We start from the raw sequence: 24,870 nt of genomic DNA on the forward strand, positions 1-24,870 counted from the left end.
GAGCGGTTCGGACAGTCTCGCGTGGACCAATCGAAGGTATTATCATCGGACCAAAGTGGGGAAGGTGCAGCAGTGGCGCAGGACGGCACGAAACGCTCGTTCACAGGCCCGTTGGCGGGTTTGAAGGTGGTCGAGATCGGCTCGATCGGCCCGGGTCCGTTCTGCGCCATGCTGCTGGCCGATCTCGGTGCCGATGTGGTGCGGGTCGACCGTGCGACCGGAGCGGGGCTGGTCGGGCCGAACGCGGATTTCCGCACGGAACTGCTGCACCGGGGACGCCGGTCGCTTGCCGTCGATCTCAAGCACCCGGATGGGGTGGAGGCGGTGCTGTCGCTCGTGACGGATGCCGACGTGCTGATCGAAGGTTTCCGCCCCGGCGTCACCGAGCGGCTCGGGATCGGACCGGACGAGTGCGCCGAGCGCAATCCGCGGCTGATCTACGGTCGCATGACGGGCTTCGGGCAGGACGGCCCGCTGGCGCAGCACGTGGGTCACGACATCAATTACGTGGCACTCAGCGGCGCCCTGTCGCTGATCGGACGCCGCGGCCAGCCACCGACCCCGCCGCTCAGCCTGATCGGTGACTTCGGCGGCGGCGGAATGCTTCTCGCCTTGGGCGTGTTGTCCGCGCTCTTCGAGAGACAGCGCTCTGGCAGCGGGCAGGTGATCGATGCGTCGATGGTGGAGGGCGCCGCCCTGCTCGCGACGCCGTTCTTCGGCTTTTCGCAGAGCGGGTCGTGGAACGGTGAACGCGGGACAAACCTCGTCGACAGCGGCGCACCGTTCTACGACGCCTACGAGACCGCCGACGGCAAATGGCTCGCGGTCGGCGCGCTCGAACCGCACTTCTACGCCGACCTCGTAGCCCTGCTGGGCCTGCCCAGCGACCTGCCGGATCAGAACGACCGCGCGCAATGGCCGCAGATGAAGAAGATGTTCGCCGACGCCGTGCGGGGCCGCACCCTCGCGGAGTGGCTGGAGGCGGCCGAAGGACGCACACCGTGCATCGCGCCTGTGCTCGACATCGGCGAGGCGTCGTCGCATCCCCACCACGTCGCACGCGGAACCTTCGTCGAGGTCGACGGACTCGTGCAGCCAGCCCCTGCACCCCGGTTCAGCCGCTCGGTGGCGGCGGTGGACCGCCGTCCGCCGACGCCGGGGGAGCACACCCTCGAGATCCTGAGCGACTGGGGAATCGACCCCGGCCGCACCGACCGTTGGCTGCGTTCCGGTGCGGTACGACAAGCCCCCGCCGAGGACAACCCGATCACACTTACTCACGGCGACCACCTGGACCGCCGGACCGAAGAAGGAGCGAACACGTGACCGAACCGACGACATGGGAAACGTTCACGCTCGAACGACCCGAACCCGGGATCGCCGTTGTGACGTTGAACCGTCCCGAACGAATGAACTCGATGACGAACACGATGTTCGTCGAACTCGAAAAGGTTGCGCTGCAACTCGATCGCGAATATGGCCTGCGTGTGGTCATTCTTACCGGGGCCGGTAAGGCGTTCTGTGGCGGGTTCGATCTCGACGACGCCGAAGGGCTGTCGTCGTTGACGCCGATGGGGATGCTCGATCAGCAGGAAATGGCGGCGCGAGCGCTCTCGGCGATTCGCGGCATCCGTGTGCCGGTGATCGCGGCGGTCAACGGTGCGGCGGCCGGGGGAGGACTGTCGCTGTCCCTGGCTGCCGACATCCGGATCGGTTCGCCGGCCGCGCGATTCAACGCGGCGTTCGTGCGAATCGGTCTTTCTGCCGGGGACCTGGGTGCTTCCTGGCACCTGACTCGGTTGATCGGTCCGGCGCGGGCCGCGGAGTTCGCGTACACGGGCCGCTTCATCGAAGCTGTGGAGGCGGAGTCGCTCGGGCTGCTGAATGCGGTGGTGCCCGCCGAGTCGCTGCTCGACGAGGCGCTGTCGATGGCACGCTTGATCTGTGCGAATTCGCCTGCCGGCGTGCAGCTGTCGAAGCGCGCACTGCACGCGAACATGGAGGTGTCGTCCTACGCCGCGGCGCTCGAACTGGAGAACCGGGGTCAGGCGCTGCTCACCCGTGGTGAGGACATGCCCGAAGCGCTGGCCGCGTTCAAGGACAAGCGCAGCCCGAAGTTCACGGGTCGGTGATCGAGGTGACGCAGATGGAGACGCGGGAGAATACGTCAGTGCTGAGCAACTACGAGCCGCCCCGGCTCGAGACTCTCACCCTCGAGGTCCTCGAGGGCAAGATCGCCGTTCTCACGATCAACCGGCCCGACCGGATGAACTCGATGGTCGTGAAGATGTTCGAAGAGTTCAACACCGCTGCATACGCATTGCGCGACACCGACGCGCGGGCGCTGATCCTGCGCGGTGCGGGGGATCGGGCTTTCTGCGCCGGGTTCGACCTGGACGAGATCGGTGTGATCACCGAAATGGGGGTGCGGGAATTCCTGAAGTTCCAGGAGACCGCGACCGGGGGCCTGGCCGCGCTGCGGCATCTGCCGTTCCCGGTGATCGCCGCGATCCACGGTGCTGCCTCCGGCGGCGGTATGTCGCTCGCCCTGGCTGCCGACATCCGGCTGGTCGCCCCGACTGCGAAGTTCAACGCGGCCTTCGTGAAGGTCGGGTTGTCCGTTGGGGAACTCGGCACCTCCTGGCAACTGACCCGTCTCGTCGGGCCGGGCCGGGCAGCGGAGATCGCGTACACGGCACGCTTCGTCGGCGCGGAGGAGGCGGTCCGGATCGGGCTTGCCAACCGGGTGGTGCCGAGCGAGAACCTCTTCGAGGAGGCCATTGCATTGGCCGAGACGATCGCGACGAATTCCCCCGGCGGGATTCGGATATCGAAGCGCGCGCTGCAGCGGAACCAGGAAGTGACCTCGTACGCGGCGGCGCTCGAGTTGGAGAACCGGGGGCAGGCGCTGCTCACCCGTGGTGAGGACATGCCCGAAGCGTTGGCCGCATTCAAGGAGAAGCGAGCTCCGCGCTTCACCGGGGCATAGACGTCGGCGAACGACCGACTGCATTCAGTGCCCGGGACCGGTCGGCATGCGCCGGGTGGCACGATCTGATGGAGGCGAGCATATGACCTGGGAATGGACTCCCGAAACCCTCGGCGCGTTGGAACGATTCCTGCGTGAGCGCGGTATCGCGGACGGGCCGCTGACAGCGGACCGTATCGGTGACGGGCATTCCAATCTGACGTACTTGGTATCCGATGGGGTACGCCGGGTGATCGTTCGCCGGCCGCCGCCGCCCCCCGTCCCGCCGGGGGCCCACGACATGCTGCGCGAGGCACGGCTCGTCGGTGCACTCGCCGACAGCGGCGTACCGGTGGCGGCCGTGCTGGCTGTCGGTCAGACCGGCGACGTGCTCGACGTCCCGTTCTACGTGATGGACTACGTGGCCGGTCCGGTGGTCACCACAGAGACCCCGGCAGCACTGAGCGCACCGGCCGATCGTCGCCGGATCGGTGAGGCGCTGATCGACACCCTCGCCGCTCTGCACGCGGTCGACTGGCAGGCTGCCGGTCTCGGTGACCTCGGCCGGCCCGACGGATTCAACGAGCGTCACCTGCGTCGCATGGGCCGACTGGTGGCGGCCGAGGACGGGACGCCGCCGCCGGAGTTCGCGGAGATCGACGCGTGGCTCGCCGCCCACGTTCCGGCCGAGTCCGGTGCGGCGATCATCCACAACGACTACCGCATCGGCAACGTCATCCTCGCTGCCGCGCCGCCGGGACGTATTGCGGCGGTGCTGGATTGGGAGCTCGCGACGATCGGTGACCCACTGTTCGATCTCGGGTACTTCCTCGCGTCGTATCCCGTCGAAGGACAGGACCGCACGCCGACCGAGGACCTCGGTGTCGCCGTCCTCGAAGAGGGCTACCCGACCCGCGACGAACTCGCCCAGCGGTATGCGGCTGCCACCGGCGCCGATCTGTCGAACCTCGACTGGTATACCGCCTTGGCTCTGTGGAAGCTGGCGGTGCTGTACGAGTACGGGCGGCGCCGGGCCGTCGCCGGCGTGGGGGATCAGTACTACCGCGACGGCGCCCTGGTGCGGGCCTTCCTCGACGCCGCTCACCGGGCGGCGGGCCTGACCGCGGCCGGCGTCTGATCGGGTCGGGACGGGCACCGGCCCGGTGGTCGCTACTCGATGCCCGCGATTTCGCGCCAACGAGCGTGTGCTGCCGGGGTCCACTCGGTACGCAGATCGCGTAGTCGCTTCGCCGCTTGCAATCCGGCCCAGTCCGGCAGCAGCACCTCGGGCAGCCGGGGATCGAGGTAGGGCATCCGGCGCAGGGAATCGGCCAGCTGCAGGTGGGTGATCAGCAACTCGTCGGCGGAGCTGAATTCGCGCACGTCGAAGCGGGTGAGCAACTCGTCGTAGACCTTCTCGGCCTCGCCGAGATCCCAGGACCGCCGGACGAGTTCGGCTTCGGTGATACCCGGCTGGCCGATGGGGCCGACGAACGTGACCGTGTTGTCGGTCAATCCGAGAGACTCGATCGTCCTGGCGGCCTCGGCGGCACGATCGATGTGGGGGGTCACCCAGACGCCGGGGGTCGGGTTTCCGAAGCCGGCCCACCGCAATGCCGCATACAGTTTCTTCCGGCTCGAGCGGTGTGATTCGGGAACCGGGACGTTGATGACCAGCCAGCGTCCGTCCCATTGGGTGACGTCGACTTCGGGGGGGAACACGCGCATGTCGCCTTCGGCGAACAGGCGGTGCGCTTTCTCGGTCAGGTGCCACAAGGTTTCCCGACCGACCCGCTGCGCGGCAATCAACCCGGACGAGCCTGTGCGGGCCAGCGCCTGCCGTGCCGCGGGCTCACCGAATCCGAGACCCCTCAGGACGTAGAGCAGCGCCGCGGTACGGACCGGCCGACCGCACGGTTCGACCAACTCGCCGAGCACCGTCACAAGCACGGATCGGGCGCTGCGGGCGGGGGGTGAGTCCTTGTCGGATACGGACCCGATGTCGGGATCAGTCATAGGTACATCGTCGCGCAGGCGGTCGGAGCCACGCCACACGCCCCGCACTGCCGACGGTGCAGGGCCAGCGGGCTGCCGCGCATCAGTGCGCGCCCTCGACGACGCCCCAGTCGCGTAGTACCGCGGCGGTGTCGGCGCCGGGTGCGCGGGGTGCCGCGTACGTTGCCGGCGCCGCGTTCGAGAAGCGCGGCGATGCCGCGGGCTGACGTTGTCCGAACGATTCGACGATTGTTCCGCGCGCGGCGATGTGCGGGTGCGTGGCGACCTCCTCCAGGGCGAGCACCGGCGTGAGGCATGCGTCGAGGGGGGCGAAATGGTCCACCCATCGGTCGCGATCGTGTGCCCGGAAGATCTCGGCGAACCGGGCGCGCAGCATGGGCCAGGCGCTGCGATCGTATTGGTCCGGAAGGTCGGCCTGATCGAGTCCGAGGCCTGTGAGTAGTTGTGCGTAGAAGGCCGGTTCGACCGCGCCGACTGCGACGTACCGCCCGTCGGCGCATTCGTAGGTGTCGTAGAACGGGGCGCCGCTGTCGACGACGTTGGTGCCTCGGTCGGCGGACCACAGTCCGTTCTCGGTCAGCGTCCAGTACATCGTCATCAGTGTGCTGACGCCGTCGACCATCGCGACATCGACGACGTCACCCTGCCTGGACCGCTCCCGGGCATAGAGGGCGCCGAGGATGCCGGTGATCGCCAGCATCGATCCGCCTCCCAGGTCGGCGACCAGGTTGAGTGGTGCCAGTGGGCGTTCGCCTTTGCGTCCGATCGCGTTCAACGCCCCGGTGAGGGCGAGGTAGTTGATGTCGTGCCCGGCGTAGGCGGCCAGTGGGCCGTCCTGTCCCCATCCGGTGATCCGGGCGTAGACGAGTCGGGGATTGCGTGCTCGGCACACTTCGGGGCCGACGCCGAGGCGCTCCGCCGCGCCGGGGCGATAGCCCTCGATGAGCACATCGGCATTGTCGACGAGCCTGAGCACGCGCTGCAGATCGTCGGGATCTTTCAGATCGGCGTGCACCGATCGGCGGTTGCGCAAGCCGGCGTCCTGTTCCACGGGTACGAGTTGGTTGACCCCGCCGGGGCGTTCGATCCGAACGACGTCTGCCCCGAGATCGGCCAGCATCATTGCGGTATGGGGCGACGGGCCGATCCCGGCCAGTTCGACCACCCGCAGTCCGTCGAGTACACGCGTCATCTTCTACCTCCGAACGACCCAATGTTTGACAACTCTGGATACTAACTATCAAATTAAGTATTATCTAGCTCGATGCCGCAGCAGTACACCGACTTGTCGCTTCCGGCATCCATCGACGAATCCGAGGGCGAAACGTGAACAGACTCAGTCCAGAACCGATGGCGACTCTGCGTGCCGCGGCCGACGATCCCGTCGACTACGCGCAGACATGGAAGGCGACCCACGAAGGCGGCGTGATCGGCTCCTTCCCGATGAACTTTCCATCCGAACTCGTGCACGCCGCCGGCGCCCTTCCGGTGCTCATCCAGGAAAGCCGCACCCCGATCACCGAGGGACGCAACCTGCTCGCCGAGTTCTACTGCGGATACACCCGCAGTGTCGCCGATCAGGCGGCGCTCGGTCGGCTCGACGTCTTCGACGCCATCGTGGCGGCGGACCACTGCGTGCAGCTGCTCGGCGCGGTCGACGTGATCCGATGGCTGCGACCCGAGAAGCCGGTGCACTTCGCCCAGCTCACCAGCGCCATGGACGATGCCTGGACCAGGCCGCGAGTGGCGGGACGGATCGGCGAACTCGCGGCCGGGATCGAAGCTACCCTTGGAGTTTCGATCACGGCCGACGCCTTGAGCGCCAGCATTCGGGCGTTCAACGCCAACCGGCGGCTGCTGCGCGAGTTCTACGCGCTGCGTCGCTCCGGTCGCCTCCGCATCACCGCGAGCGAAATGCAGGTGCTGGTGAAGTCGAGCATGGTGATGGACATCGCCGAACACACCGCCGTCCTCGAGCGCCTTCTCGACGGGATCGACCCGGCCGACGACGGGCAGCCCGACGCGGTCAGGCTCTACCTGTCCGGCCACTTCTGCCACGCCCCGCGGCCCGAACTGCTGGACGTGATCGAGGAGACCGGGGTGATCGTGGTCGACGACGACCTGTACACCGGATATCGCTACATCTCCACCGATGTGCCCGAGAACGGCGATCCGTTCGAGGCGCTGTCGAGTTGGTACCTGGAGCGAAACCTCAACGCCCCGTGCCCGACCCGAGTGACCACTCAGGTCGACTGGGACCGATATCTGATCGACGAACTCGCCCGCAGCAATGCGAACGGTGTGATCGTGATGATGGCGAAGTTCTGCGAACCGCACATGCTCTACTACCCGGAACTTCGGAAAGCTCTGGAGGCCAATAGAATCCCCGTGCTCCTCATCGAGACCGAGCATGAGGGCAATCCTGTGGAAACGCTCCGGACCAGGGTCGAGACCTTTGTCGAGCGAATCCGTCGGCAGCACGTGCCGGCGCTGTCCTGAAGCCCGCTCGACTACCTGAGGGAGATCACGATGACTGTTGCACAACCGCGCAAGGACAAGGCGAATCGCCTGTCCAGTACCCGGGCCGGCGGCAAGTTGGTCGCGGACTACTGGGAGAACATTTTCACCGCGAAGGAGCGCGGAAAGCACGTCGTCTGGTACAACGGCGCCGCGTTGAACCCGCTCTTCCAGGCGGCCGGCCTCGAATGGTGTCATGGTGAGGCATTTGCCGCACGACTGGCCGCTCAGCATCTCGAGGGTCCGGCCCAGGCCGCCGGGGCCGAGTACGGCTACATCAACGAGCTGTGCTCGTACGCCCGCACGCACCTCGGATGCGCCGTCCTGACGCACCAGAACAGCGATCGGAGCGAGACCGGCGTCGTGGGCCTGACCGACCAGCAGGAGCTCGCCGGTAAGTTGCCGGCCCCGGACTTCTTCGTCAACGGGTATGCCGGCTGCAGCACCGGACAGCAGTGGGACGCCATGACGTACCGCGTGTTCGATCGCGCTTTGCCCCTGTTCAACGTCTCAATTCCGATGTTGTGGGGCAACAAGCCCGACGCGGGATACATGCGGGGCGAGGAGTGGATCGAGGTCGGCAAGTACGTCGAGGGCCAGCTCCGGGAACTGATCGACTTCCTGGAATACCAGACCGGCCGGCCGTTCGACTGGGATGCGCTCAGCGAAAGCATGTCGTACATCAAGCGGGCTTCGGAGTTGCGCCTTGAAGGTATGGAACTGTGCCGGCAGGCACCGACCCCCGCGACCTACTGGGACTGGGTGGCGAGCATCGCGCCGATCAACTTCCTCCCCGGAAATCAGGATCTCGTGGACTACTTCGCCGGGGTGAAAGCCGAGATCGAACAGCGGATCACCGACGGTGTCAGCGCCGTGGAGAACGAGCGCTATCGGGTCTACTTCGACGGGATCATGAACTGGAACAAACTCGGATTCCTGACCAGGAAGTTCGCCGAGTACGACGTGGCCGTGGTGGCCGGCCGGTACACCCACGAATCCTTCTGGCAGGAACCGCAGCTCATCGACGTCGACAACCCGCTGCTCGGTATGGCACAGCACTACCTGCTCTGCCCTCTGAACCACGGGCTGAAGAACCTGCGGGAGCTGTTGCTACGTCGTCTCGACGAATACGCGATCGACGGCATCGCCTTCCACTCCACCCGAACCTGCCGGGCGATGACCAACCCCCAGTCCATGCTCGCCCGGGCTGCCGAGACCGAGCGCGGAGTCAAGTCGTTCTTCTTCGAGGGGGACGTTGCCGACGCATCGTTCTACAACGACGAGTTGTTCGACAGTCGCCTCGAAGCGATGCTCGAAGCGATCGACGTGCAGCGGATGAGGTCCGCGGTCTAGCGCGACGCCCTACCGGGAAGAGGCGAGTGTGATGAGTACCGACAAATGGTTCGTCATGGGCGTCGATCTGGGATCGACGACCGCGAAGGCTGCCGTCGTCGATCAGGACGGGGCGTTGTGCGGGACGGATGTCGTGCAGATGGGCGCTGTGAGCCGCGAAGCTGTCGCCCGCGCGATCGAGGGTGCCTCGATCGCGGCGGGAGTGCCACGCGAGGCCATTCGGCGGACGGTGAGCACCGGGTACGGCCGCCGATTGGTGCCGGGCGCCGACCGCACCTTCACCGAGATCACCTGTCATGCGCGCGGCGCAGCGGCACTGCGTCCGGGGGTTCGGCTCGTCATCGACATCGGCGGCCAGGACAGCAAGGCGATCATCGTCGACGACGACGGACTGGTGGAACGTTTCGCCATGAACGACCGCTGTGCGAGCGGAACGGGCCGATTCTTCGATGTGCTGGCCCGCGCGCTCGAGGTCGACATCGACGCGGTGGGCGACCTTGCGCTCACCGGTGCCGACGGCCTCGAGGTCAGCAGTATGTGTGCCACGTTCGCCGAAACCGAAGTGATTTCTCTGCTCGCGCAAGGGCAGGACAAGGCCGACATCGCCGCTTCTGTGCACCGCGCGGTCGCGGCGCGCACCCTCGCGTTGGTCGCTCAGGTCGGTAGGGCGACACCGGCGGTGATGACCGGCGGTGTCGCCAAGAACCCGGCAGCGATCCGTTGTGTATCAGAGGCATTGAGACACCCGATCGAGGTGCTCGACCAGCCGCAGATCGCCGGTGCCTACGGCGCGGGGTTGCTCGCACGCGACGAATATCGCGGCGCCCGAACGGCTCCGACCGCGCGCGATGCTGCGACGGAGACGAAGATGGCATCGAGCAGTCCGGGCGGTCGGCGGCACTGTGCGAGTTGCGACGGTGTCCTGGACGGTAATCATGTGCACGCCGGGGGACCGGTGATGCTCGATCTGCAGAGGAACGATTGACGATGAACGAACCGAGTGATTTCCGGGTACCGGTTCCGGCCGAGTCGACGATCTACATCGTCGGGGGAACAAGTGGCGTCGGGCTCGAGGTGGCCCGCCGATTCGTGCGCGCGGGTGCTCAGCGGATCGGTCTGATCGGACGCAATGTCGAACGCGGAGAGAAAGCAGCACAGCACATTCGAACGCTCGCGCCCGGTGTGTGGTGTCTGTTCGCCGCGGCCGACGTGAACGTTCCCGGGGAGGCGGTGCGGGTGGCGGCGGAACTCACGGATTCACTCGGTGCTGCCGACATCGTCGTCAACAGCACGACGGGTTCGTTCAACCCGCGTCTGTTCCACGAAATGGATCCCGAGGATATCCCGGGAGTCCTGGTCAACCAGGCTCTCGGCCCCCTCAACATGTGCCGGGCTGTCCTGCCGGCGATGCGACAGCAGCGCGGCGGGGTGATCGTGAACATCGCCTCCGACGCGGCAAAGCACCCGACGCCCGGTGAGAGCGTGATCGGTGCGGCCATGGCAGCAATCGTCATGTTCACCAAAACACTTGCGATGGAAGCCAAACGGGACGGAATCCGGGTCAATGCCGTGACACCGTCTCTCATTCGCGACACCGGCGGTTTCGATCGCGTCATGTCCGAGCCGTTCAGCGCGAAACTGTTCGAGAAGGCGAGCCGACTCGCGTCGTTGGGGGTGGCGGAGCCGGGTGATGTTGCCGACCTCGTGCTGTTTCTCTGTAGTGCGCAGGCGCGGCGGATCACGGGGCAGGTGGTCAGTCCGAACGGGGGGATTTCCGCGGGATAGTGGTTGCAGCGAGAAGCCGGTCGAGGTGTGAACCTCGGCCGGCTTCAAGTGTTTCGGGATGAAAACGGAGATTTCGCCGATCAAAATGTTTGACACAATTGTAGCGGAAGTCCCCTGATTGGTACTATATTTGGTGTGACCGCGATTACACTCCAAGGTGTCCGGTCGAGGACCCCGGGCGGTCCCTGCAGTCTTCCCTTCTTCCATCCCCCCAGCCGAAAGCAGGAGCACATCATGTCGCTAGAGATGTCCTATTGGCCGGCCTCCACAAGCACGGGCATTCGAGACATCACGTTCAGTGAACTTCTTCGGGAAGGGGTCGCGACCGTCCCCGACCGCGTCGCGCTCGTCGACGGCGTTGCCGACCCGGCGGACCGGCGGGAATGGACCTACCGCCAGTTGCTCGCCGACACCGAAGCGACCGCCCGCGCATTGCTCACACACTTCCGCCCCGGCGATCGGATCGCGGTGTGGGCGCCCAACAGTGCCGACTGGGTGATCCTGCACCAGGCGATCGCGATGGCGGGCATGGTGCTGGTCGGCATCAACCCGGCATACCGGGCCCACGAGCTCGAGTACATCCTGCGGCAATCCAAGGCTGCCGGTCTCTTCTACCGCGAGTCCTACCGCGGCGCGGACCTGTCCGCGATTCTGGACGAGGTCCGGCCGACCCTGCCCGGACTGCACACAGTGGTATCGGGCAGCGAATGGGCCGAATTCGTGCGCACCGGCGATCCGACCACGCAGTTCCCGGCTGTCTTGCCCACGGACGCGGTGCAACTGCAGTACACCTCGGGCACCACCGGATTCCCGAAAGGCGCACTGCTGCACCACAAAGGCCTTGCCAACGAAGCCGCGTTCGTGTTCGAACGGGCCGGCCGGACAGACCCGCTGATCTGCGTCAACGCCATGCCGATGTACCACATCGGAGGTGGTGGCGTCACAGAACTCGGCACGTTCGCCGCCCACGGAACCTACGTGATCCTGCCGGCCTTCGAGCCGGCCTTGATGCTCGAGATGATCGAGACCTATCGCGGCACGCACTCGTTGATGGTGCCCACGATGCTCATCGCCCTGCTCGACCATCCGGACCGGCACACCCGCGACCTGTCGAGCATCCACACCGTCATGTCCGGCGCCGCGGCAGTACCCGAGGCGCTTGTCGACCGAGTCACCCGCGACCTGGACTGTCACTTCACCATCTTGTTCGGCCAGAGCGAGATGCACGGGGTGATCAGCCAGACGCGGATCACGGACACCGTCGTGGACCAGGCAACGACGGTGGGGCAGCCGCTGCCGGAACTCGAGGTCAAGATCGTCGACCCGGTCTCCGGCGAAATCGTTCCTGTCGGTGAGCAGGGCGAGGTGTGCTGCCGCGGCTACCAGGTGATGCTCGGATACTCGGACATGCCCGACGAAACCGCCGCGACCGTCGATGCGGACGGATGGCTGCGCATGGGCGATCTGGGTGTGATGGACAGCCGGGGCTTCCTCAAGATCACCGGTCGCCTCAAGGAGATGATCATCCGGGGCGGTCTCAACATCTATCCCCGGGAGATCGAGGAACTCCTCTACCGGCACCCCGCCGTCGCGGAGGTCGCGGTCATCGGTGTGCCGGACGAGAAATGGGGCGAACAGATCGGCGCCGTGGTGCGGATGAAGGACCCGGACTCGTTCCCCACCGCGGCGGAGCTGAAATCCTGGCTCCGCGAGCGACTCGCCGCCCACAAGACACCCGCTCTGTGGTACTTCACCCGGTCCCTTCCCATGACCCCGTCCGGCAAGATCCAGAAGTTCCGCGTGCAAGAACAGATCGCCGACGGAACGCTGACCGCGGCACCGATGAACGACAGCGCCCCGGCCGAGCAGTCCTCGGCGGATCTGGTCTCGTGACGACGCCTCCATCGCAGCGGATGACCGAACCGGTAACCGACAAAGGGGTGACCCGTTGACACAGCTGCTGAACGCCGATTCACACGGAATCCGTGATGCGGTGCGGGCCTACGCAACGAAACGCCTGGCGCCCGGGTATCTCCAGCGCGCGAAGTCCTCCACGTTCCCGTGGGATCTGCATCGTGAGATCGCCGATCTGGGGATCTACGGCCTTCTCGCAGGAGAGGAGTACAACCCCCTCGAGCGGGAGGACTTCGCTGCGGCCGGCGTCGCCGTCGAGGAACTCGCCTACGCGGACTTCAACGTCGCCAACATGACGATTCCTGTCATGCTGATGAGCACGCTGATCCGGCACCACGCATCCGATGTCGTCGTCGAGAGGTGGCTGCCGCGCCTCGTTGCGGGCGAAACCTACGTCGCATTCGGCTTGACGGAACCCGAGACCGGATCCGACGCCGCCAATATCAAGACCGTCGCGCGAGCTACCGCAAACGGATACATCATTTCCGGCGAGAAGACATCGGTGACCATGCTTGCCGAGGCGGAAGCGATCATCCTTGCCGCACGGACGATCCGGGACGGCAAGGACGTCGGCGTGTCGACGTTCCTGGTGCCGCTCGACGCACGCGGCATTGCCACATCGGCGGTTCCGGATACAGGATGGGGCATCCTCGGTCGCGGGGTGCTGCATCTGGATGGTGTGGAGGTGCCGCCGGAGAACCTGATCGGTCTCGAAGGGCGTGCCTTCTCCCGCGTGCTGAACGGGTTCGACTTCACGCGGCCGCTGCTCGCGCTGACCGGACTCGGCGCGGCCCGGGCGTCCCTCGACGAGACAGCCGAGTACGTGCGCCGGCGCACGGCGTTCGGTGAGCCATTGGCGAAGTTCGAGGGGGTGTCGTTTCCCATTGCCGAACACCTCACCAAGGTCGAGGCGGCCCGGTTGATCTGCTACGCGGCGCTCGAGAAGCGCACCCTCGGCCTGCCGCACACCAGCGATGCGGCGATGGCGAAGTGGTACGGCCCGCTCGTGGCGAGCGCAGCGGTCAAGGAATGCCTCCTCCTGCACGGCAACTACGGCTACTCGACGGAACTTCCGTTCGAGCAACGCCTGCGTGACGTGATGTCCGTCGAGATCGCCGACGGTACGGCACAGATCCAGAAGATCATCATCATGCGAGAAAAGTATGGGACCGACTTCGTTCCCTACGAGAGACGCGGCGCCGACGCGGTCTCCCCGGGGCAGAGGGGACCGGCTCATCCCGTGTCCGCTGTACCGTGAAATTCGTCGGGTTTCGCTCACCTGCCGACAGGGATACGGCCGGTCTTGCCGATCTCACGGTGCTGATGTGACGTCGTTCCGGAACACGTTGCGGCCCTGTGCTGTCCCTGCACCGACCGATCGGCGCAGGGACAGCACAGGGCCCGGTCCGTCACACCGAGGAAGGGCGGTAGGCGTAGGACGCCGAACGCGACAGGGCGAACTCAAAAATGCCGTATCCGGTCTGTCCGTTCCACTCGAACGTGCAGCATCGGTCCGTCAGGGCGGAGTCGAGAGTCGTCGGACCCACCGTCCCGTCGAGGGGATAGACATCGAACTCTTCGAAGTCGCGACCACGAACCTGTCCGTGGTGTCCGCCGTAACCGCCACCTGCCATGTATCCACCGCCTGCCGAGGCATCGGCATCGACACGGTAGGTCGCGCCGGTGGCGGTCACGATCTCCACTGTGCCGTGGAGAAGGTCGTTACCTGTCGTGAATGCCAGGCTGTGCCGGACGTCCGTGATGTCGTCGAGTCGCCCGTCGTCGTGCATGACGGCGCCTTCCAGCAGGATCCGTCCGCCGTGCCGGTCCTCGACGAGGAGGAATCCGAATGTGCGGTCAGGGAACTGGGCCTGATACCAGATGTGCAGGCCCTGGCCTCCGGACATGGTACGTACTCCGCGGGAACGGTCCCGCAGCCCGTACCAACCGGTGACATCGGTTGTGGTGCCGTCCAGCGTGAGCGTGCCCTGGTAGCGACCGGGCTGGAAGAGATGGTCGAACGAGGTGAGGTTTCCGTCGGTGTTCGTCACGTCCACGGATCCGAGCCAGTAGGGCGCCCGGGCGTGCCAGAGAAGGTCGAGTTCGAGTCCGGTTTTGTTCTCGTCGAGTCGGATTCGCCACGTGGTGTTGTCCTCGACGGTTTCCCATCGCAGAGGCCCGACGGAAGCTTTGTCGGTTGCGTCGTGTTCGGTGGAGACGCGGAGGTTGCGCTGCTCGGTTGCAGTGGTCAGCACGACGAAGCCGTCCACGACGTTCCGCGGCGGATAGACCCCGGCGCCGAGGATTACCGAGGGCGCGGTGCCGTCGTCCGGATGGAGGTTGAACATGAACCGGTCGAAGAACTTCTCCGGCATCTCCGAGGTGGACTGCGTTATCAGGGCGTCGTGGAATCCGTCGGTCATCTCTGCTCCTTTTTGGTCGATGGGGTATCAGTGCGAAACTGGCGACGTTGTGGTCTCCCGGGCCGCTTCGGCAGCATCGACCTCTTTGTGGTTCAGGGTAAAGCGGTAGGAGCCCATCATCAGCAGGCAGGCGATGCCGATGCCGACCAGCACGATGATCGGGAGTGCCCCGGCGCGGTAGGACCCCGTGGCGCTGTATATCTGTCCGAGCAGGAAGATTCCGAAGGCTGCGCCTTGGGCGTAGAGGAAGTAGATGAATCCCAGCACCCGACCGTACGAATGCTTGGGGAAGTACCGGCTCACCATGTAGGCGGCGAGGTCGCCCTCGGATCCCAGCCCCAGGCCGATCAGTGCAGAGCCCATGACAAGCAGTCCTACCTCCGACGAGGTGATCATGAGGAAGACGCCGATCGCGCACAGTGCGAAGATGATCGAGCCGAGCAGGGGCGCGTAGAAGCGGTCGAGCAGGTAGCCGACGAGCAGGCGAGCGAACATCGAGGACAGGCTGAGAACGGACAGGACGGACACGGCGGTGGTCTGGCTGATGCCCTTGTCGGTGGTCATCGGTACCACCTGCGACATCAGGCCGAAGGTGGCCGAGGACACCAGGAAGATGGCGACGGAGAGCAACCAGAACTGTCGGTATTTCCGGGCCACGGTGAGGAGAGATTCTCCGGCAACCCGGCCTTGCAGACGTGCAGCCTCGCGTTCGGCGTCGTGTTCGGCCGGCATCCGGGTGACGAATGCATAGACCGAAGTCGGAATGATCGTGCACACCGCGCCGATGACGAGGAAGGCCACGCGCCAGCTGCCCATGCTCAGTACCCAGTTGGCGAGGTACGGCATCAATACCCCGCAGGCACCGAGACCGGCCATGAGGATGCCCAGCGCCATGCCGCGACGGTCCTGGAACCAAGCGCTCACCACGGTGGAGTGCGCTACCGGGTTTACCGCGCCGGCGCCGGCGCCGATCACGATGCAGAGCGCGAAGAAGAACATTTCGTTGTTCGGCAGCGCGGCCATCAACATGAGGCCGATTCCGAAAGTCAGGGCCATCGGCACCGAAGGCACTTTGGGGCCGTAGCGGTCGATGAGGAAGCCCAGGATGACGATGCTGACACCGACCATCATCGTCTCGATGGAGAGACCGTTGGCGATGATGCTGCGGTCCCAGCCGAACTCCTCGGTCATGGGCTTGCCGAGGATGTTGAACAGGACGTTGACCGTGCTGGTGCCGAACAGCAGTGTGAGAAAGCCGGTGGCGACATACCACCAGCGGTTCAGGTGCCGTGTGGGCGCCTGCAACCCAGTCGTGCCGACTGTGCTCATGGAAGCTCCTGTCGATTGCTTTCGATGGTTGGCGGCGATGCCACCAGCGGGCCCCGCGGGAAGTGGTCCCCGTCACACATGCCACCATATGGACTGGCCAATGTAAAGGACAGTCCAAAATGCTCTGTCCGATTGGGATAGGGCTTCGTGTGGCGTGAGCGAGGTGGCGAGGTCCGGCTGTCGGCGCGGAAAGGACCTCCGGCCCGGGGTCGCCGACCGGCGCGGCATCGGACTCCGGCGACGGTTCACATCATCTCTGTGAGGCATATCTGCTTGCTGCCCGGACGGTAGAGAACACCGTGCGGGCACGGCCAGAGCATCCGGTCTCCGGGCTGTCGATTCCTCCACTCGTGGGACACTGCCGCGGCGCCCACCCTTGTATCGGTCATACCATTGGACGGTGCGCTCCGAGCTGGCTATACTTCCGAGTGACTTCAGTCACAAGGAGTGGGCGGCATGGACGAGAAAGGTCGAGGGTGCAGGGTGACGGTGAGCCGGACGACTTCGACGCATCTCCTCCAGCGAGCCACCGAATGCCTCGGCACGGCAGGCAAACTGCTGGGCGACCAACCCTGCGACCCGCGCCCTTCTGCCCTGGCGGTGTCGTTGGCCACGGCGCGGCGCAGGCTCGCCGATGCGCTGACCGAGGGACGGATAGCCGGAGCGGACATCGAGGACGCATGTCGAATCCTCGTCGACATCGAACACCTGGAAGAGCAGTTCGCCAAGGAAGAGGCCGTCCGTCGGGTTGCCGAGCTGGGCGCGGTCCACGACGTCGCCGTCCAACTCCGGGAGCTTCCGCCGCGCGAGATCATCGAGTCGGCACCGAGCATCGTCTGCACCAAGTTGGCGTTCACGCGCTCGTTGATCTCCGCCGTGTCGGGCTCCCGCTGGCAGCCGCGTCGCCTCTATCTACGGCCTGAACTCGACGGCTCCCCACTCGACTTCTCCGATTACATCGCCTCCACCGAACTGTCGCTGGCGGAGGCGCCCCTGGAAACCGAGCTGGTACGCCGCCGGGTTCCGGCGCTGGTTGCCGCCCCAGCCGACGATCGGCGCACCCACAGGGAGTTGGTCAGTGCATCCCGGACGTCGGCATACGTCGCTGCACCGGTGATGTCCGGGGGAAAAGTCATCGGGCTGCTCCATGCCGATCGTCCCGGGTCGAGCGATGCGCTCGACCCGAGTGATCGAGATCGATTGGACACCTTCGCAACCGTTCTGGCGATCATCTACGAGCAGGCCGTTCTGAAGCAACGGCTCCAACTGCAACGTGCACGGATCGAGAAGTCGTTCGACGAAACTCAGGACATGCTCGATCGGATCTCGAAGGCCGACGCGATTCTCTCCCGTCGTGCCGAGGTAACGGCGGACGGCGCCGTTGGCAAGCCCGACGACCGCCAGATGGTCGAACCGAACTCGGTGCTGACCTTTCGGGAACGCGAGATCCTCTCGTATCTCGCGACGGGAGCTACGAACAGCCAGATCGCCCAAGCGCTGGTCATTTCCGAGGGAACCGTGAAGTCGCACGTGAAGGCAGTACTCAAGAAATTGCACGTACCGACGCGCGCTGCCGCGGCTGCCCTCTACTCGAGCCAGGCTCGACGACAGCGATGAGACAGAAATCGCAGGGGCAGAGAACCTCCCGGGCGGTGGCCGAACGCGGATTGCCACAGGCTGTGATCGACCTCCTCGACCGGCTGGGGAACGACTACGGTATCGATCTGCGGCCCTACAAGGCTCGGCCGGATTTTCCCGGCACCTGCGTAGCGTTGCTCGATGCAGCCACCGAATCTGCGTTCGCTGCGCTCACAGCACTCGGCCCCGAGCGGCGGCGGTCACTCGGTCGTCTCATTGCTGATCTCCAGGAATTGCGGCGGCGAATCCGCACGCAGTATTCCGAACCGGCGCATGAATTCTCGCCCGACGAGTTTGCCGGAGCGATGCGTCGTCTTCGCGGAGCCGAGTCGGTCGCCGGTCTCCGCAAGCTCATCTGCCGGGAGCTGGCACACATTGCCCACCTCGACCGAATACTGTTGTCCGAAGTGCACAACGGAACGTGGACGGTGCTGGACCTGTACAGCGAGGAAAGGGCAGAGCAGACAGTTTTCTCGCCGCACGCCCTGCCCCTCACTTCCGGCTCCGCCGAGGACCGGGCATGCGAGACAGGGGCAGCGGTGCTCGTCGGATCGGACACCGACATCGGGCCGACCGACGAGGCTGTGCAGATGCTCGCATCGAGCGCGTATGTGGTGGCTCCGATCACCGTGTCGGCCGGGGTGATCGGGCTCGTGCACGGAAGTCGTGTCGCCGGTGAGCCATTGGACGCAGTGGACAGAGAGGTGATCGACGCATTCGCGCGGACTTCCGGAACGCTGTTCGAACGGGTGATGCTCGCTGATCGTCTCAGCGAACAGAAGGCTCTGATAATCCAACGATTGCAGCAGGAGGCGAGGGAAGTCGAGCGTCTCGGGTATGCCGATGTGCATTTCGTCGACGAGAACTCCACCCGGTGGGCCGCCCTGCCGACCGGAAACACCCACGAGGTCCCGGATGCGCCGGCGATCGACTGCCTGACTGCTCGTGAACGCGAGGTCTTCGCATTGGTTGTTCGGGGTGCGTCCAACGCCGAAATCGCCGAGGAACTGGTGATCAGCATCTTCACGGTGAAGACACACGTCAAGAAGATTCTTCGAAAACTGGGCGCGGCGAATCGGTCCGAAGCCATCTACCGGTACCCGCGGTAGGCAGCCGACCGGTCTCTGTCGGCATGTGCCTCCGCGGGCGGCGGCAGCCGATCAGGCGTCGGCAGCCAATTCGGCTGCCTGCTTGCGGAGGAGGAATTTCTGGATCTTTCCGGTCGCGGTGGTGGGGAGTTGATCCACGACCACCAGCTTCTCCGGGATCTTCTGCATCATGGCCTTACGTTCGTTTCGGAGGAAGTCGGCCACCTCCTCCAGGGTCGGTGCATCGCCGTCGACGACAACGAAGGCGCACACCTTCTCGCCGAGTCGGGCGTCCGGCATCGCCACCGCCGCTGCTGCGACGATCCGCGGATGTGCCAAGAGGTGCTCCTCCACCTCCCGCGCGGAAATGTTCATGCCTCCCCGGATGATGAGGTCCTTGATGCGCCCCGTGACCCGCAGAAAGCCCTCCGCGTCGACGCGGCCGAGATCACCGGACGCGAGGAACCCTCGGTGGTCGATCGACGCGGCGGTGCGCTCGGGATCGCGCCAGTATCCGAGGAAGATACCCGGTCCACCGTAGAAGATCTGGCCTTCCTCGCCGGCCGGCAGCACGGTACCCGCGTCGTCGCGGATTTCGAGATCGACACCCTCGAAGGCCCGCCCGTCGGAGGAGAGCACTTTCTCGACGGGGTCGTCGACACGCACGGCGGTCACCAACAGTCCCTCGCTACTGCCGTATACCGGAAGGAGGGTGCAGTCAGGGAGCGCTGTCTTCCAATCCCGCAGTAGGGTTTCCGGGATCGGGGCGCCTGCGCTCACCCAGAGTCGCATCGAGCTCAGGTCGTGAGCCGCGCCTGCTTCGATCGCCCCGAGTGCCATCTGGAGGAACGGTGTCGCGGCCATGCTGACCGTTGTCCTGTACTCGGCGATGCGTCGAAGTCCCTCGTGGGGTTCCCACACGTCGAGTAGGTGAATTCCGCTCCCGAGGATCAACGGTGTCGCCACGCCCACGGCGAGTCCGGTTGCATGCGTGACCGGGGAGGGCATGAAGACGATATCGTCGGGGCCCAGGCCCATCACCTCGCGACCGAGACCGTAGACGGTGAAGGACAGGGTGTTGAACGTGTGCTGGCAGCCCTTCGGGCGTGATTCCGTGCCCGAGGTGTAGATGATCGCGTGAGCGGCATCCGCCGGCGGCGGCGATCCGAGTTCGTCGGGGCCAGGCACATGGTTTCCGGCGATCAGTGATTCGAATGCGAGCTCATCGGCACGTGCAGATCCACGTACGACGACGACGTGCTCGAGCCCGGGCAGCTCGCCACGGATCTCCGCCAGCATGTCGGCATAGCGGAACTTGCGAAACTCTTCCGTGACGAAGGAGACCTTGGCTCCGGAGTGCTGGAGGACGTAGCGCACCTCGTCGTGCCGGTAGACCGGCATCGTGGGCACCACAACAGCGCCGATCCGGGCTGCGGCCACATAGATGACGACGAATTCGTTCCAGTTCGGCAGCTGCACCTGAACCCGGTCGCCGGGGGCGACGCCGAGTTTCCTCAGTGACGCCGCCAGCCGATATGCCTGTGCGCGAAGTTCGCCGCGGGTGAGCGTGCTGTAGCCGTCGGTGACGGCGACGAAATCCGGGTCTGTCTCCGTCCATCGGTCGACGTGTTCGGTCAGGCTCTCGTCACGCCAGTAACCGTTCGATCGGAACGCGTGCAGCGTGTTCGCGCTGTAGCGGTCCTCGGGAAGGATTGCCCGTGTGTGCTCCACGACGTCCATGTGCGGATCCTTGCTTTAGGGTGCCCTGTTCGTGGGCGGAAGTGGACGGAAGTTGTTGGTCGAACCATGTTCTCGAGCGGAATGGGGGAAATGAACTGTTCGGAAGCGATCTCAGCCTCGAGGGTGAAGGAATTGCCTCGATGGGATGAGGCGTCTGGATGGGTGTGTCCCCCGGGGGTAGTTCTCAGGCTGCGGAAATTCCTCCGTTGACGCTGATCGCCTGTCCGGTGAGCCGTCGTGCGGCGGGGGAGGCGAGGAAGACTGCGAGTGCGGCCAGGTCTTCGGATTCGGGGACGCCGAGGTGGGCTTGCTGGGCGGCCTTGGCAAACAGTTTGGCGCTGAATCCGTCGGATGTGATTCGCTCGGTCGAACCGGTGCCGGCGACGAGCGACGGGGTCAGAACATTGACTCGGATCCCGTTGCGCTTGGCTTCGATGGCCAGGGTCCGGCTGAACATGACGATCGCCGCCTTGGCCGCTCCGATGACCGCTTCGCCGGGGGTGGCGGTCTTCGCGGCATCCGAGGCGACGTTGATGATCACCCCGGTCTTCCGTGCTGTCATGTGCGGGACGATCTCGCTCGCGAGGTACATGCACGGCAGTGCGAGTTGGTTGAAGATGCGTGCGATGTCGTCGGTGGGGATGTTCGCGAAGAGTTCCGGCCGGGTGTCTGCGGCCGTCGTCGAGACCAGGATGTCGACACCGTCGAGGATCCGTTCGGCTTCGGCCGCGATGTGTGTGGCGCCCTCGACGGTGGTCGCGTCGGCGGACAGGAATGTGACCTCGCACGACGAGTTGGCAGACGAAATGCGCTCTCGGGCAGCAGATCCGCGTTCCGATCCGCGGCCGACGATCATGATGCGCGGTACGCCGGCCTGAGCGAGGCCTACCGCGGTCGCCAGGCCGATTCCGGCCGTTCCTCCCACCACCAGTGCGCTGCTGTCCTTCAGTTCCTTCGGTGCTGCAGTGCCATGTGTGTTCATTCGTGTATTCCGTTCGAGGGTCGGGTCAGAGGGATACCGTGCCGCGGGCGAAGATGTCCTTGGCGATGATGCGCTTCTGGATCTCGGCGGTGCCATCGGCGACGAGATAGGCGGTGACGTCGCGGTATCTCTGCTGCAGAGGTGATTCGGTCGAGTAGCCGAGATTTCCGTGTACCCGCATCGCGAACTCGATCGCGTTCTTGGCCACGACAGGTGGCCACCACTTGCTCATCGACGCGAGGGCGGTGTGTGGTTGAGCGGTTTCCCTGAGCCACAGCGCCCGATAGCAGATCCAGCGGGCACCCTCGAGATAAGTGGCGTGCTCGGCGAATTGGAATGCGAGGCCTTGGTGCTCGGACAGTGGTTGTCCGAAGGTTTCCCGCTGCTGGGCGTATTCGGCGGCCTCCTCGAGGCTCTGCTTCGCGGCTCCGAGGCACATCAGCCCCAGGGCGGCACGGCTGAAGTCGAAGTGTTCCATCACCGAGTGGAAGCCTTTGCCGAGTTCCCCGACGAGATGTGATTCGGGAACGAAGACATCGGAGAGGTGGATGCTTCCCCAGCCCAGCGGGAGGCAACCCATGCCGGGCATGTGGCTGACGGTGACTCCGTCCGCGTCGAGCGGGACGACGAAGCAGCTGACGCCTCGTGCCCGCTCCGATCCGGGTTCGCGGGCGTAGACGAGTGCGGCGGTGGCGTTCATCGCCCATGAGATCGCGGTCTTCTCCCCGTTCAGGCGCCATCCACCCTCCACGGCGGTGGCGGTGGTGCGAAGGGCGCTCGCGTCGGATCCCGAGCCCGGCTCGGTCAAGGCGATGGCGATGGTTTGTTCACCGCGAATCAGCGGCGGAAGGTAGTGGTCCTGGACCTCGTCCCGGCACAGCGCCAGTTGGGAGGCGACCAGACCGATCTGTACGGGAGCCGACGCCATGTTCACGTCGCCGTACGCGAGAGTCTCGGTGGCGATTCCGAGCAGAATGGGATCTTCGGTGCCGGTTCCGCCGTATTGCTCGGGTAGTCCGATGCCCAGCAGGCCGATGTCGCCGAGTTTCTGCAGGATGTCGAAGGGGAACTCCGTCGACGCTGCGCGGTCGCGGTAGCCGGGCAGGAGAACGCGGTCGCTGAACGCTGTCAACGTTTTTCGGAACTCTTCGTGCTCGTCGGTGAATGCGAAGGAAACCATGGGAGTGTGCTCCTGTGCGGGGACTCGACTGGGGTGATCGCGGCGAGGGAAGCGCTGACGCGCAATGGAACCCGGGGTCGACCCGTGCCCCGCCGGAAAGAATTCTAGATTTGAATAGTAGGTCGACAAAGCATTTCTGGCAAGAGGTGTGGGATGCGCGGGAGTGCGGTATTCGACTGCTGCGACCGCGAAAAGCTCAGCCGGTCAGTGGCCGGTCTCGATGTCGCCGACGGCGCGGCGGACGAGTTGCAGATGTGCGATCAAGGTTTCGAGAGTCTGTGTGTCGACCGACGCGAGACCGAACCGGGCTCCGGCGAGACGATTGTTCGCTTCCTCGACCACGTCCAGGCCCGCTGGGGTGAGAGTGGCGAGGACGGTCCGGCGATCCGTCGGATGGGCATGGCGTTCGACGAAGCCGGCCTTCACGAGTTGGTCGACCGCCATCGACACCGTGGTGGGATGGACCATCAGGTACTTGCTCAGTTTTCCGAGTGTGCGGGTTCGCTCCTCGGACAGCTGCAGTGACGTCAGGATGAGATAGGCATTGCGCGACAATCGAAGTGAGCGTAGCTCCCCGTCCATGGCGCGGACGATCCACTGATGCGTGCGAAGCAGGGCCATGGTGGTGGCGAATTCCAGTTCGGCCGAATCCCGTCGTTCCGTCCACTCGGCGCGCATCCAGTCGATCACGTCGCGACTGTCGTCGGCGGGCGTCGAGTGCTCACTCGCCACTGTGCATCCTCTCGTCGCCGCCGAACCGCGTCTCTCGCATCGATAGCCGACGTGCCGGATCGATGATAGCCGGACGCGTGTCGGCTGCCGGTGGCCGAACGGCTCTCAGCTGTGTGAGAGCACGATCTTCCCGAACCCGCTTCCCTGTTCGAGGTACTTGTGTGCGGCGGCCGCTTCGGCGAGAGGAAACACAGCACTGATCGGTAGGGGGGGAACGGTTTCGGTGTCCAGCAGCCGTAGAAGACCCTCGAAGTCGTGGGGGCTGCCCATCGTGGTCCCGATCAGTTCGTACTGTCCGAAGTAGAACGGGCGGATATCGAGGGTGGTGCGTTCGCTGCGTGACGCGCCCAGCACGACCAGTCGACCGCCCGGCCGCAATGCCGTGACGGACTGTTCCCATGTCCCGACGGAATCCAGGACGAGATCGAAGCCCTGGCCGTGGGGTGAGAGTCGGCGAGCGGCGTCCGGCCAATGAGGATCGGTGTACAACACGCCGTTCGCCGCGCCGAGCTCTCGAGCCTGCTCGATCTTGGACGTCGACGACGAGGTTACTGTGACACGCGCGCCGACGGCGGCCGCAAGCATCACGGCCATGGTCGCGACGCCGCCGCCTGCGCCGAGGACCAGGAGGTTTTCGCCGGCGCGGAGGCGGCCGCGTGTGAACAGGGCGCGGTAGGTGGTGAGGCCGACGAGGGGAAGTGCCGCGGCCTGCTCCCAGGTGAGGCCGCGGGGCTTGGGTGCGACGCAGTCCTTCGGGACTCGGACCAGTTCGGCGTAGGTACCACGCTGGTGATCGCCGAGGATCTCCCACTGCGCGCCCGGGGCGGCTTCGCGATCACCCCACCACAGCGACGGGAGCACGAGAACTTCCTCGCCGGTGTCGGTGCGGATTCCTGCGCCGTCCGCGCCGAGAATGTGGGGCAGTGGTGACGAATACTTGCCCTGTCGTACCAGGACGTCGTGCCAATTGAGTGCCGCTGCCTTCAATTCGACGGTGACCCAACCGGGTTCGGTTGTCGGATCGGGGACCGATTGCCACCTCAAGACATCGGGTCCTCCGAACTCCTGCATCACGATGGCGTCCACAATGATCCTTTCGGTCGTACCATTCGCACGATACTGCACATCCCGCGGTGCGGTGACGATCGGGTCCGCTACCGTCACCGGTGCCGATTCGAGGGCGAACCGGTGGATTCCACCGGGAT

General features: G+C 65.3%; 21 protein-coding genes. 12 read left to right on the top strand and 9 right to left on the bottom strand.

Features of this window, described 5'->3' with window-relative positions:
• The first annotated feature begins 72 nt into the window (after positions 1–72).
• The 4 genes from M1M07_RS10245 (at position 73) to M1M07_RS10260 (ending at position 4,106) form a co-directional block, all read left to right on the top strand.
• Complete coding sequence (locus M1M07_RS10245) at positions 73–1,326, top strand: CaiB/BaiF CoA-transferase family protein (RefSeq protein ID WP_308200792.1); 1,254 nt, start codon at positions 73–75, stop codon at positions 1,324–1,326.
• Positions 1,323–2,132, top strand: coding sequence for an enoyl-CoA hydratase/isomerase family protein (locus M1M07_RS10250; RefSeq protein ID WP_248674055.1), 810 nt, complete (start codon positions 1,323–1,325; stop codon positions 2,130–2,132). Before M1M07_RS10245 ends, M1M07_RS10250 begins: the two co-directional genes overlap by 4 nt.
• Positions 2,133–2,146: 14 nt before the next feature.
• Complete coding sequence (locus M1M07_RS10255; RefSeq protein WP_248674056.1) at positions 2,147–2,989, top strand: enoyl-CoA hydratase/isomerase family protein; 843 nt, start codon at positions 2,147–2,149, stop codon at positions 2,987–2,989.
• An 82-nt stretch (positions 2,990–3,071) separates the two neighbouring features.
• Complete coding sequence (locus tag M1M07_RS10260) at positions 3,072–4,106, top strand: phosphotransferase family protein (RefSeq protein ID WP_248674057.1); 1,035 nt, start codon at positions 3,072–3,074, stop codon at positions 4,104–4,106.
• A 32-nt stretch (positions 4,107–4,138) separates the two neighbouring features.
• Here M1M07_RS10260 and M1M07_RS10265 read toward each other — a convergent pair whose 3' ends face one another.
• Both M1M07_RS10265 and M1M07_RS10270 read right to left on the bottom strand, forming a co-directional pair.
• A complete protein-coding gene (locus M1M07_RS10265) occupies positions 4,139–4,984 on the bottom strand; it encodes a PaaX family transcriptional regulator C-terminal domain-containing protein (RefSeq protein ID WP_248674058.1) in 846 nt (281 codons plus the stop codon).
• Positions 4,985–5,066: 82 nt separating this feature from the next.
• On the bottom strand, positions 5,067–6,176 hold the full coding sequence (locus tag M1M07_RS10270) for a CaiB/BaiF CoA-transferase family protein (RefSeq protein WP_248674059.1): 1,110 nt from the start codon (positions 6,174–6,176) through the stop codon (positions 5,067–5,069).
• Between the two features lie 158 nt (positions 6,177–6,334).
• Between M1M07_RS10270 and M1M07_RS10275 the strand changes: the two genes are divergently transcribed.
• The 6 genes from M1M07_RS10275 to M1M07_RS10300 all read left to right on the top strand — a co-directional run bounded on the left by M1M07_RS10275 (position 6,335) and on the right by M1M07_RS10300 (position 13,811).
• A complete protein-coding gene (locus M1M07_RS10275) occupies positions 6,335–7,483 on the top strand; it encodes a 2-hydroxyacyl-CoA dehydratase subunit D (RefSeq protein ID WP_248674060.1) in 1,149 nt (382 codons plus the stop codon).
• A gap of 30 nt (positions 7,484–7,513) precedes the next feature.
• Positions 7,514–8,854, top strand: a complete 1,341-nt coding sequence (locus M1M07_RS10280; RefSeq protein ID WP_248674061.1) for a 2-hydroxyacyl-CoA dehydratase subunit D — start codon at positions 7,514–7,516, stop codon at positions 8,852–8,854.
• Positions 8,855–8,885: 31 nt separating this feature from the next.
• Positions 8,886–9,839: an acyl-CoA dehydratase activase gene (locus tag M1M07_RS10285; RefSeq protein ID WP_229581111.1), complete on the top strand. Its 954-nt coding sequence runs from the start codon at positions 8,886–8,888 to the stop codon at positions 9,837–9,839.
• A gap of 2 nt (positions 9,840–9,841) precedes the next feature.
• On the top strand, positions 9,842–10,639 hold the full coding sequence (locus M1M07_RS10290; RefSeq protein ID WP_248674062.1) for an SDR family NAD(P)-dependent oxidoreductase: 798 nt from the start codon (positions 9,842–9,844) through the stop codon (positions 10,637–10,639).
• Between the two features lie 234 nt (positions 10,640–10,873).
• Positions 10,874–12,532 (top strand): AMP-binding protein, encoded by a 1,659-nt coding sequence (locus tag M1M07_RS10295; protein WP_248674063.1) that lies wholly within the window; start codon positions 10,874–10,876, stop codon positions 12,530–12,532.
• A 55-nt stretch (positions 12,533–12,587) separates the two neighbouring features.
• Complete coding sequence (locus M1M07_RS10300) at positions 12,588–13,811, top strand: acyl-CoA dehydrogenase family protein (RefSeq protein WP_248674064.1); 1,224 nt, start codon at positions 12,588–12,590, stop codon at positions 13,809–13,811.
• Positions 13,812–13,962: 151 nt separating this feature from the next.
• On the opposite strand, the gene M1M07_RS10305 is transcribed toward M1M07_RS10300, so the two are convergent.
• Together M1M07_RS10305 and M1M07_RS10310 are read right to left on the bottom strand one after the other, a co-directional pair.
• Positions 13,963–14,976 carry a hypothetical protein gene (locus M1M07_RS10305; protein ID WP_248674065.1) on the bottom strand — a complete coding sequence of 338 codons (1,014 nt, stop codon included), beginning with the start codon at positions 14,974–14,976 and terminating at the stop codon, positions 13,963–13,965.
• 27 nt (positions 14,977–15,003) lie between these two features.
• On the bottom strand, positions 15,004–16,305 hold the full coding sequence (locus M1M07_RS10310; RefSeq protein WP_248674066.1) for an MFS transporter: 1,302 nt from the start codon (positions 16,303–16,305) through the stop codon (positions 15,004–15,006).
• Positions 16,306–16,761: 456 nt separating this feature from the next.
• On the opposite strand from M1M07_RS10310, the gene M1M07_RS10315 reads away from it, so the two are divergent.
• Both M1M07_RS10315 and M1M07_RS32710 read left to right on the top strand, forming a co-directional pair.
• The gene (locus M1M07_RS10315) at positions 16,762–17,922 is read left to right on the top strand and encodes a LuxR C-terminal-related transcriptional regulator (RefSeq protein WP_248674085.1); all 1,161 of its coding nucleotides are present in this window, start codon (positions 16,762–16,764) and stop codon (positions 17,920–17,922) included.
• Positions 17,919–19,052: a LuxR C-terminal-related transcriptional regulator gene (locus tag M1M07_RS32710; RefSeq protein WP_282581944.1), complete on the top strand. Its 1,134-nt coding sequence runs from the start codon at positions 17,919–17,921 to the stop codon at positions 19,050–19,052. Before M1M07_RS10315 ends, M1M07_RS32710 begins: the two co-directional genes overlap by 4 nt.
• Positions 19,053–19,103: 51 nt before the next feature.
• Here M1M07_RS32710 and M1M07_RS10325 read toward each other — a convergent pair whose 3' ends face one another.
• The 5 genes from M1M07_RS10325 to M1M07_RS10345 form a co-directional block, all read right to left on the bottom strand.
• Positions 19,104–20,771 (bottom strand): AMP-binding protein, encoded by a 1,668-nt coding sequence (locus tag M1M07_RS10325; protein ID WP_197250728.1) that lies wholly within the window; start codon positions 20,769–20,771, stop codon positions 19,104–19,106.
• A 184-nt stretch (positions 20,772–20,955) separates the two neighbouring features.
• A complete protein-coding gene (locus M1M07_RS10330; RefSeq protein ID WP_197250729.1) occupies positions 20,956–21,753 on the bottom strand; it encodes an SDR family NAD(P)-dependent oxidoreductase in 798 nt (265 codons plus the stop codon).
• A gap of 25 nt (positions 21,754–21,778) precedes the next feature.
• Entirely contained in the window at positions 21,779–22,933 is a 1,155-nt protein-coding gene (locus M1M07_RS10335) for an acyl-CoA dehydrogenase family protein (protein ID WP_248674067.1), read from the bottom strand.
• 204 nt (positions 22,934–23,137) lie between these two features.
• The gene (locus M1M07_RS10340) at positions 23,138–23,665 is read right to left on the bottom strand and encodes a MarR family transcriptional regulator (RefSeq protein WP_248674068.1); all 528 of its coding nucleotides are present in this window, start codon (positions 23,663–23,665) and stop codon (positions 23,138–23,140) included.
• Between the two features lie 105 nt (positions 23,666–23,770).
• Positions 23,771–24,751 (bottom strand): zinc-binding dehydrogenase, encoded by a 981-nt coding sequence (locus M1M07_RS10345; RefSeq protein ID WP_248674069.1) that lies wholly within the window; start codon positions 24,749–24,751, stop codon positions 23,771–23,773.
• Positions 24,752–24,870 lie beyond the last annotated feature (119 nt).

Origin of the sequence: Rhodococcus sp. HM1 (assembly GCF_023218075.1) — a bacterium.
GTDB lineage: Bacteria > Actinomycetota > Actinomycetes > Mycobacteriales > Mycobacteriaceae > Rhodococcus.

Bases quoted from the DNA above. Each gene is read 5' to 3' on its own strand.
- M1M07_RS10255 (WP_248674056.1), top strand. From the start codon at position 2,147: ATGGAGACGCGGGAGAATACGTCAGTGCTGAGCAACTACGAGCCGCCC.
- M1M07_RS10260 (WP_248674057.1), top strand. From the start codon at position 3,072: ATGACCTGGGAATGGACTCCCGAAACCCTCGGCGCGTTGGAACGATTC.
- M1M07_RS10265 (WP_248674058.1), bottom strand. From the start codon at position 4,984: ATGACTGATCCCGACATCGGGTCCGTATCCGACAAGGACTCACCCCCC.
- M1M07_RS10270 (WP_248674059.1), bottom strand. From the start codon at position 6,176: ATGACGCGTGTACTCGACGGACTGCGGGTGGTCGAACTGGCCGGGATC.
- M1M07_RS10275 (WP_248674060.1), top strand. From the start codon at position 6,335: ATGGCGACTCTGCGTGCCGCGGCCGACGATCCCGTCGACTACGCGCAG.
- M1M07_RS10280 (WP_248674061.1), top strand. From the start codon at position 7,514: ATGACTGTTGCACAACCGCGCAAGGACAAGGCGAATCGCCTGTCCAGT.
- M1M07_RS10285 (WP_229581111.1), top strand. From the start codon at position 8,886: ATGAGTACCGACAAATGGTTCGTCATGGGCGTCGATCTGGGATCGACG.
- M1M07_RS10290 (WP_248674062.1), top strand. From the start codon at position 9,842: ATGAACGAACCGAGTGATTTCCGGGTACCGGTTCCGGCCGAGTCGACG.
- M1M07_RS10295 (WP_248674063.1), top strand. From the start codon at position 10,874: ATGTCGCTAGAGATGTCCTATTGGCCGGCCTCCACAAGCACGGGCATT.
- M1M07_RS10305 (WP_248674065.1), bottom strand. From the start codon at position 14,976: ATGACCGACGGATTCCACGACGCCCTGATAACGCAGTCCACCTCGGAG.
- M1M07_RS10310 (WP_248674066.1), bottom strand. From the start codon at position 16,305: ATGAGCACAGTCGGCACGACTGGGTTGCAGGCGCCCACACGGCACCTG.
- M1M07_RS10315 (WP_248674085.1), top strand. From the start codon at position 16,762: ATGGACGAGAAAGGTCGAGGGTGCAGGGTGACGGTGAGCCGGACGACT.
- M1M07_RS32710 (WP_282581944.1), top strand. From the start codon at position 17,919: ATGAGACAGAAATCGCAGGGGCAGAGAACCTCCCGGGCGGTGGCCGAA.
- M1M07_RS10325 (WP_197250728.1), bottom strand. From the start codon at position 20,771: ATGGACGTCGTGGAGCACACACGGGCAATCCTTCCCGAGGACCGCTAC.
- M1M07_RS10330 (WP_197250729.1), bottom strand. From the start codon at position 21,753: ATGAACACACATGGCACTGCAGCACCGAAGGAACTGAAGGACAGCAGC.
- M1M07_RS10335 (WP_248674067.1), bottom strand. From the start codon at position 22,933: ATGGTTTCCTTCGCATTCACCGACGAGCACGAAGAGTTCCGAAAAACG.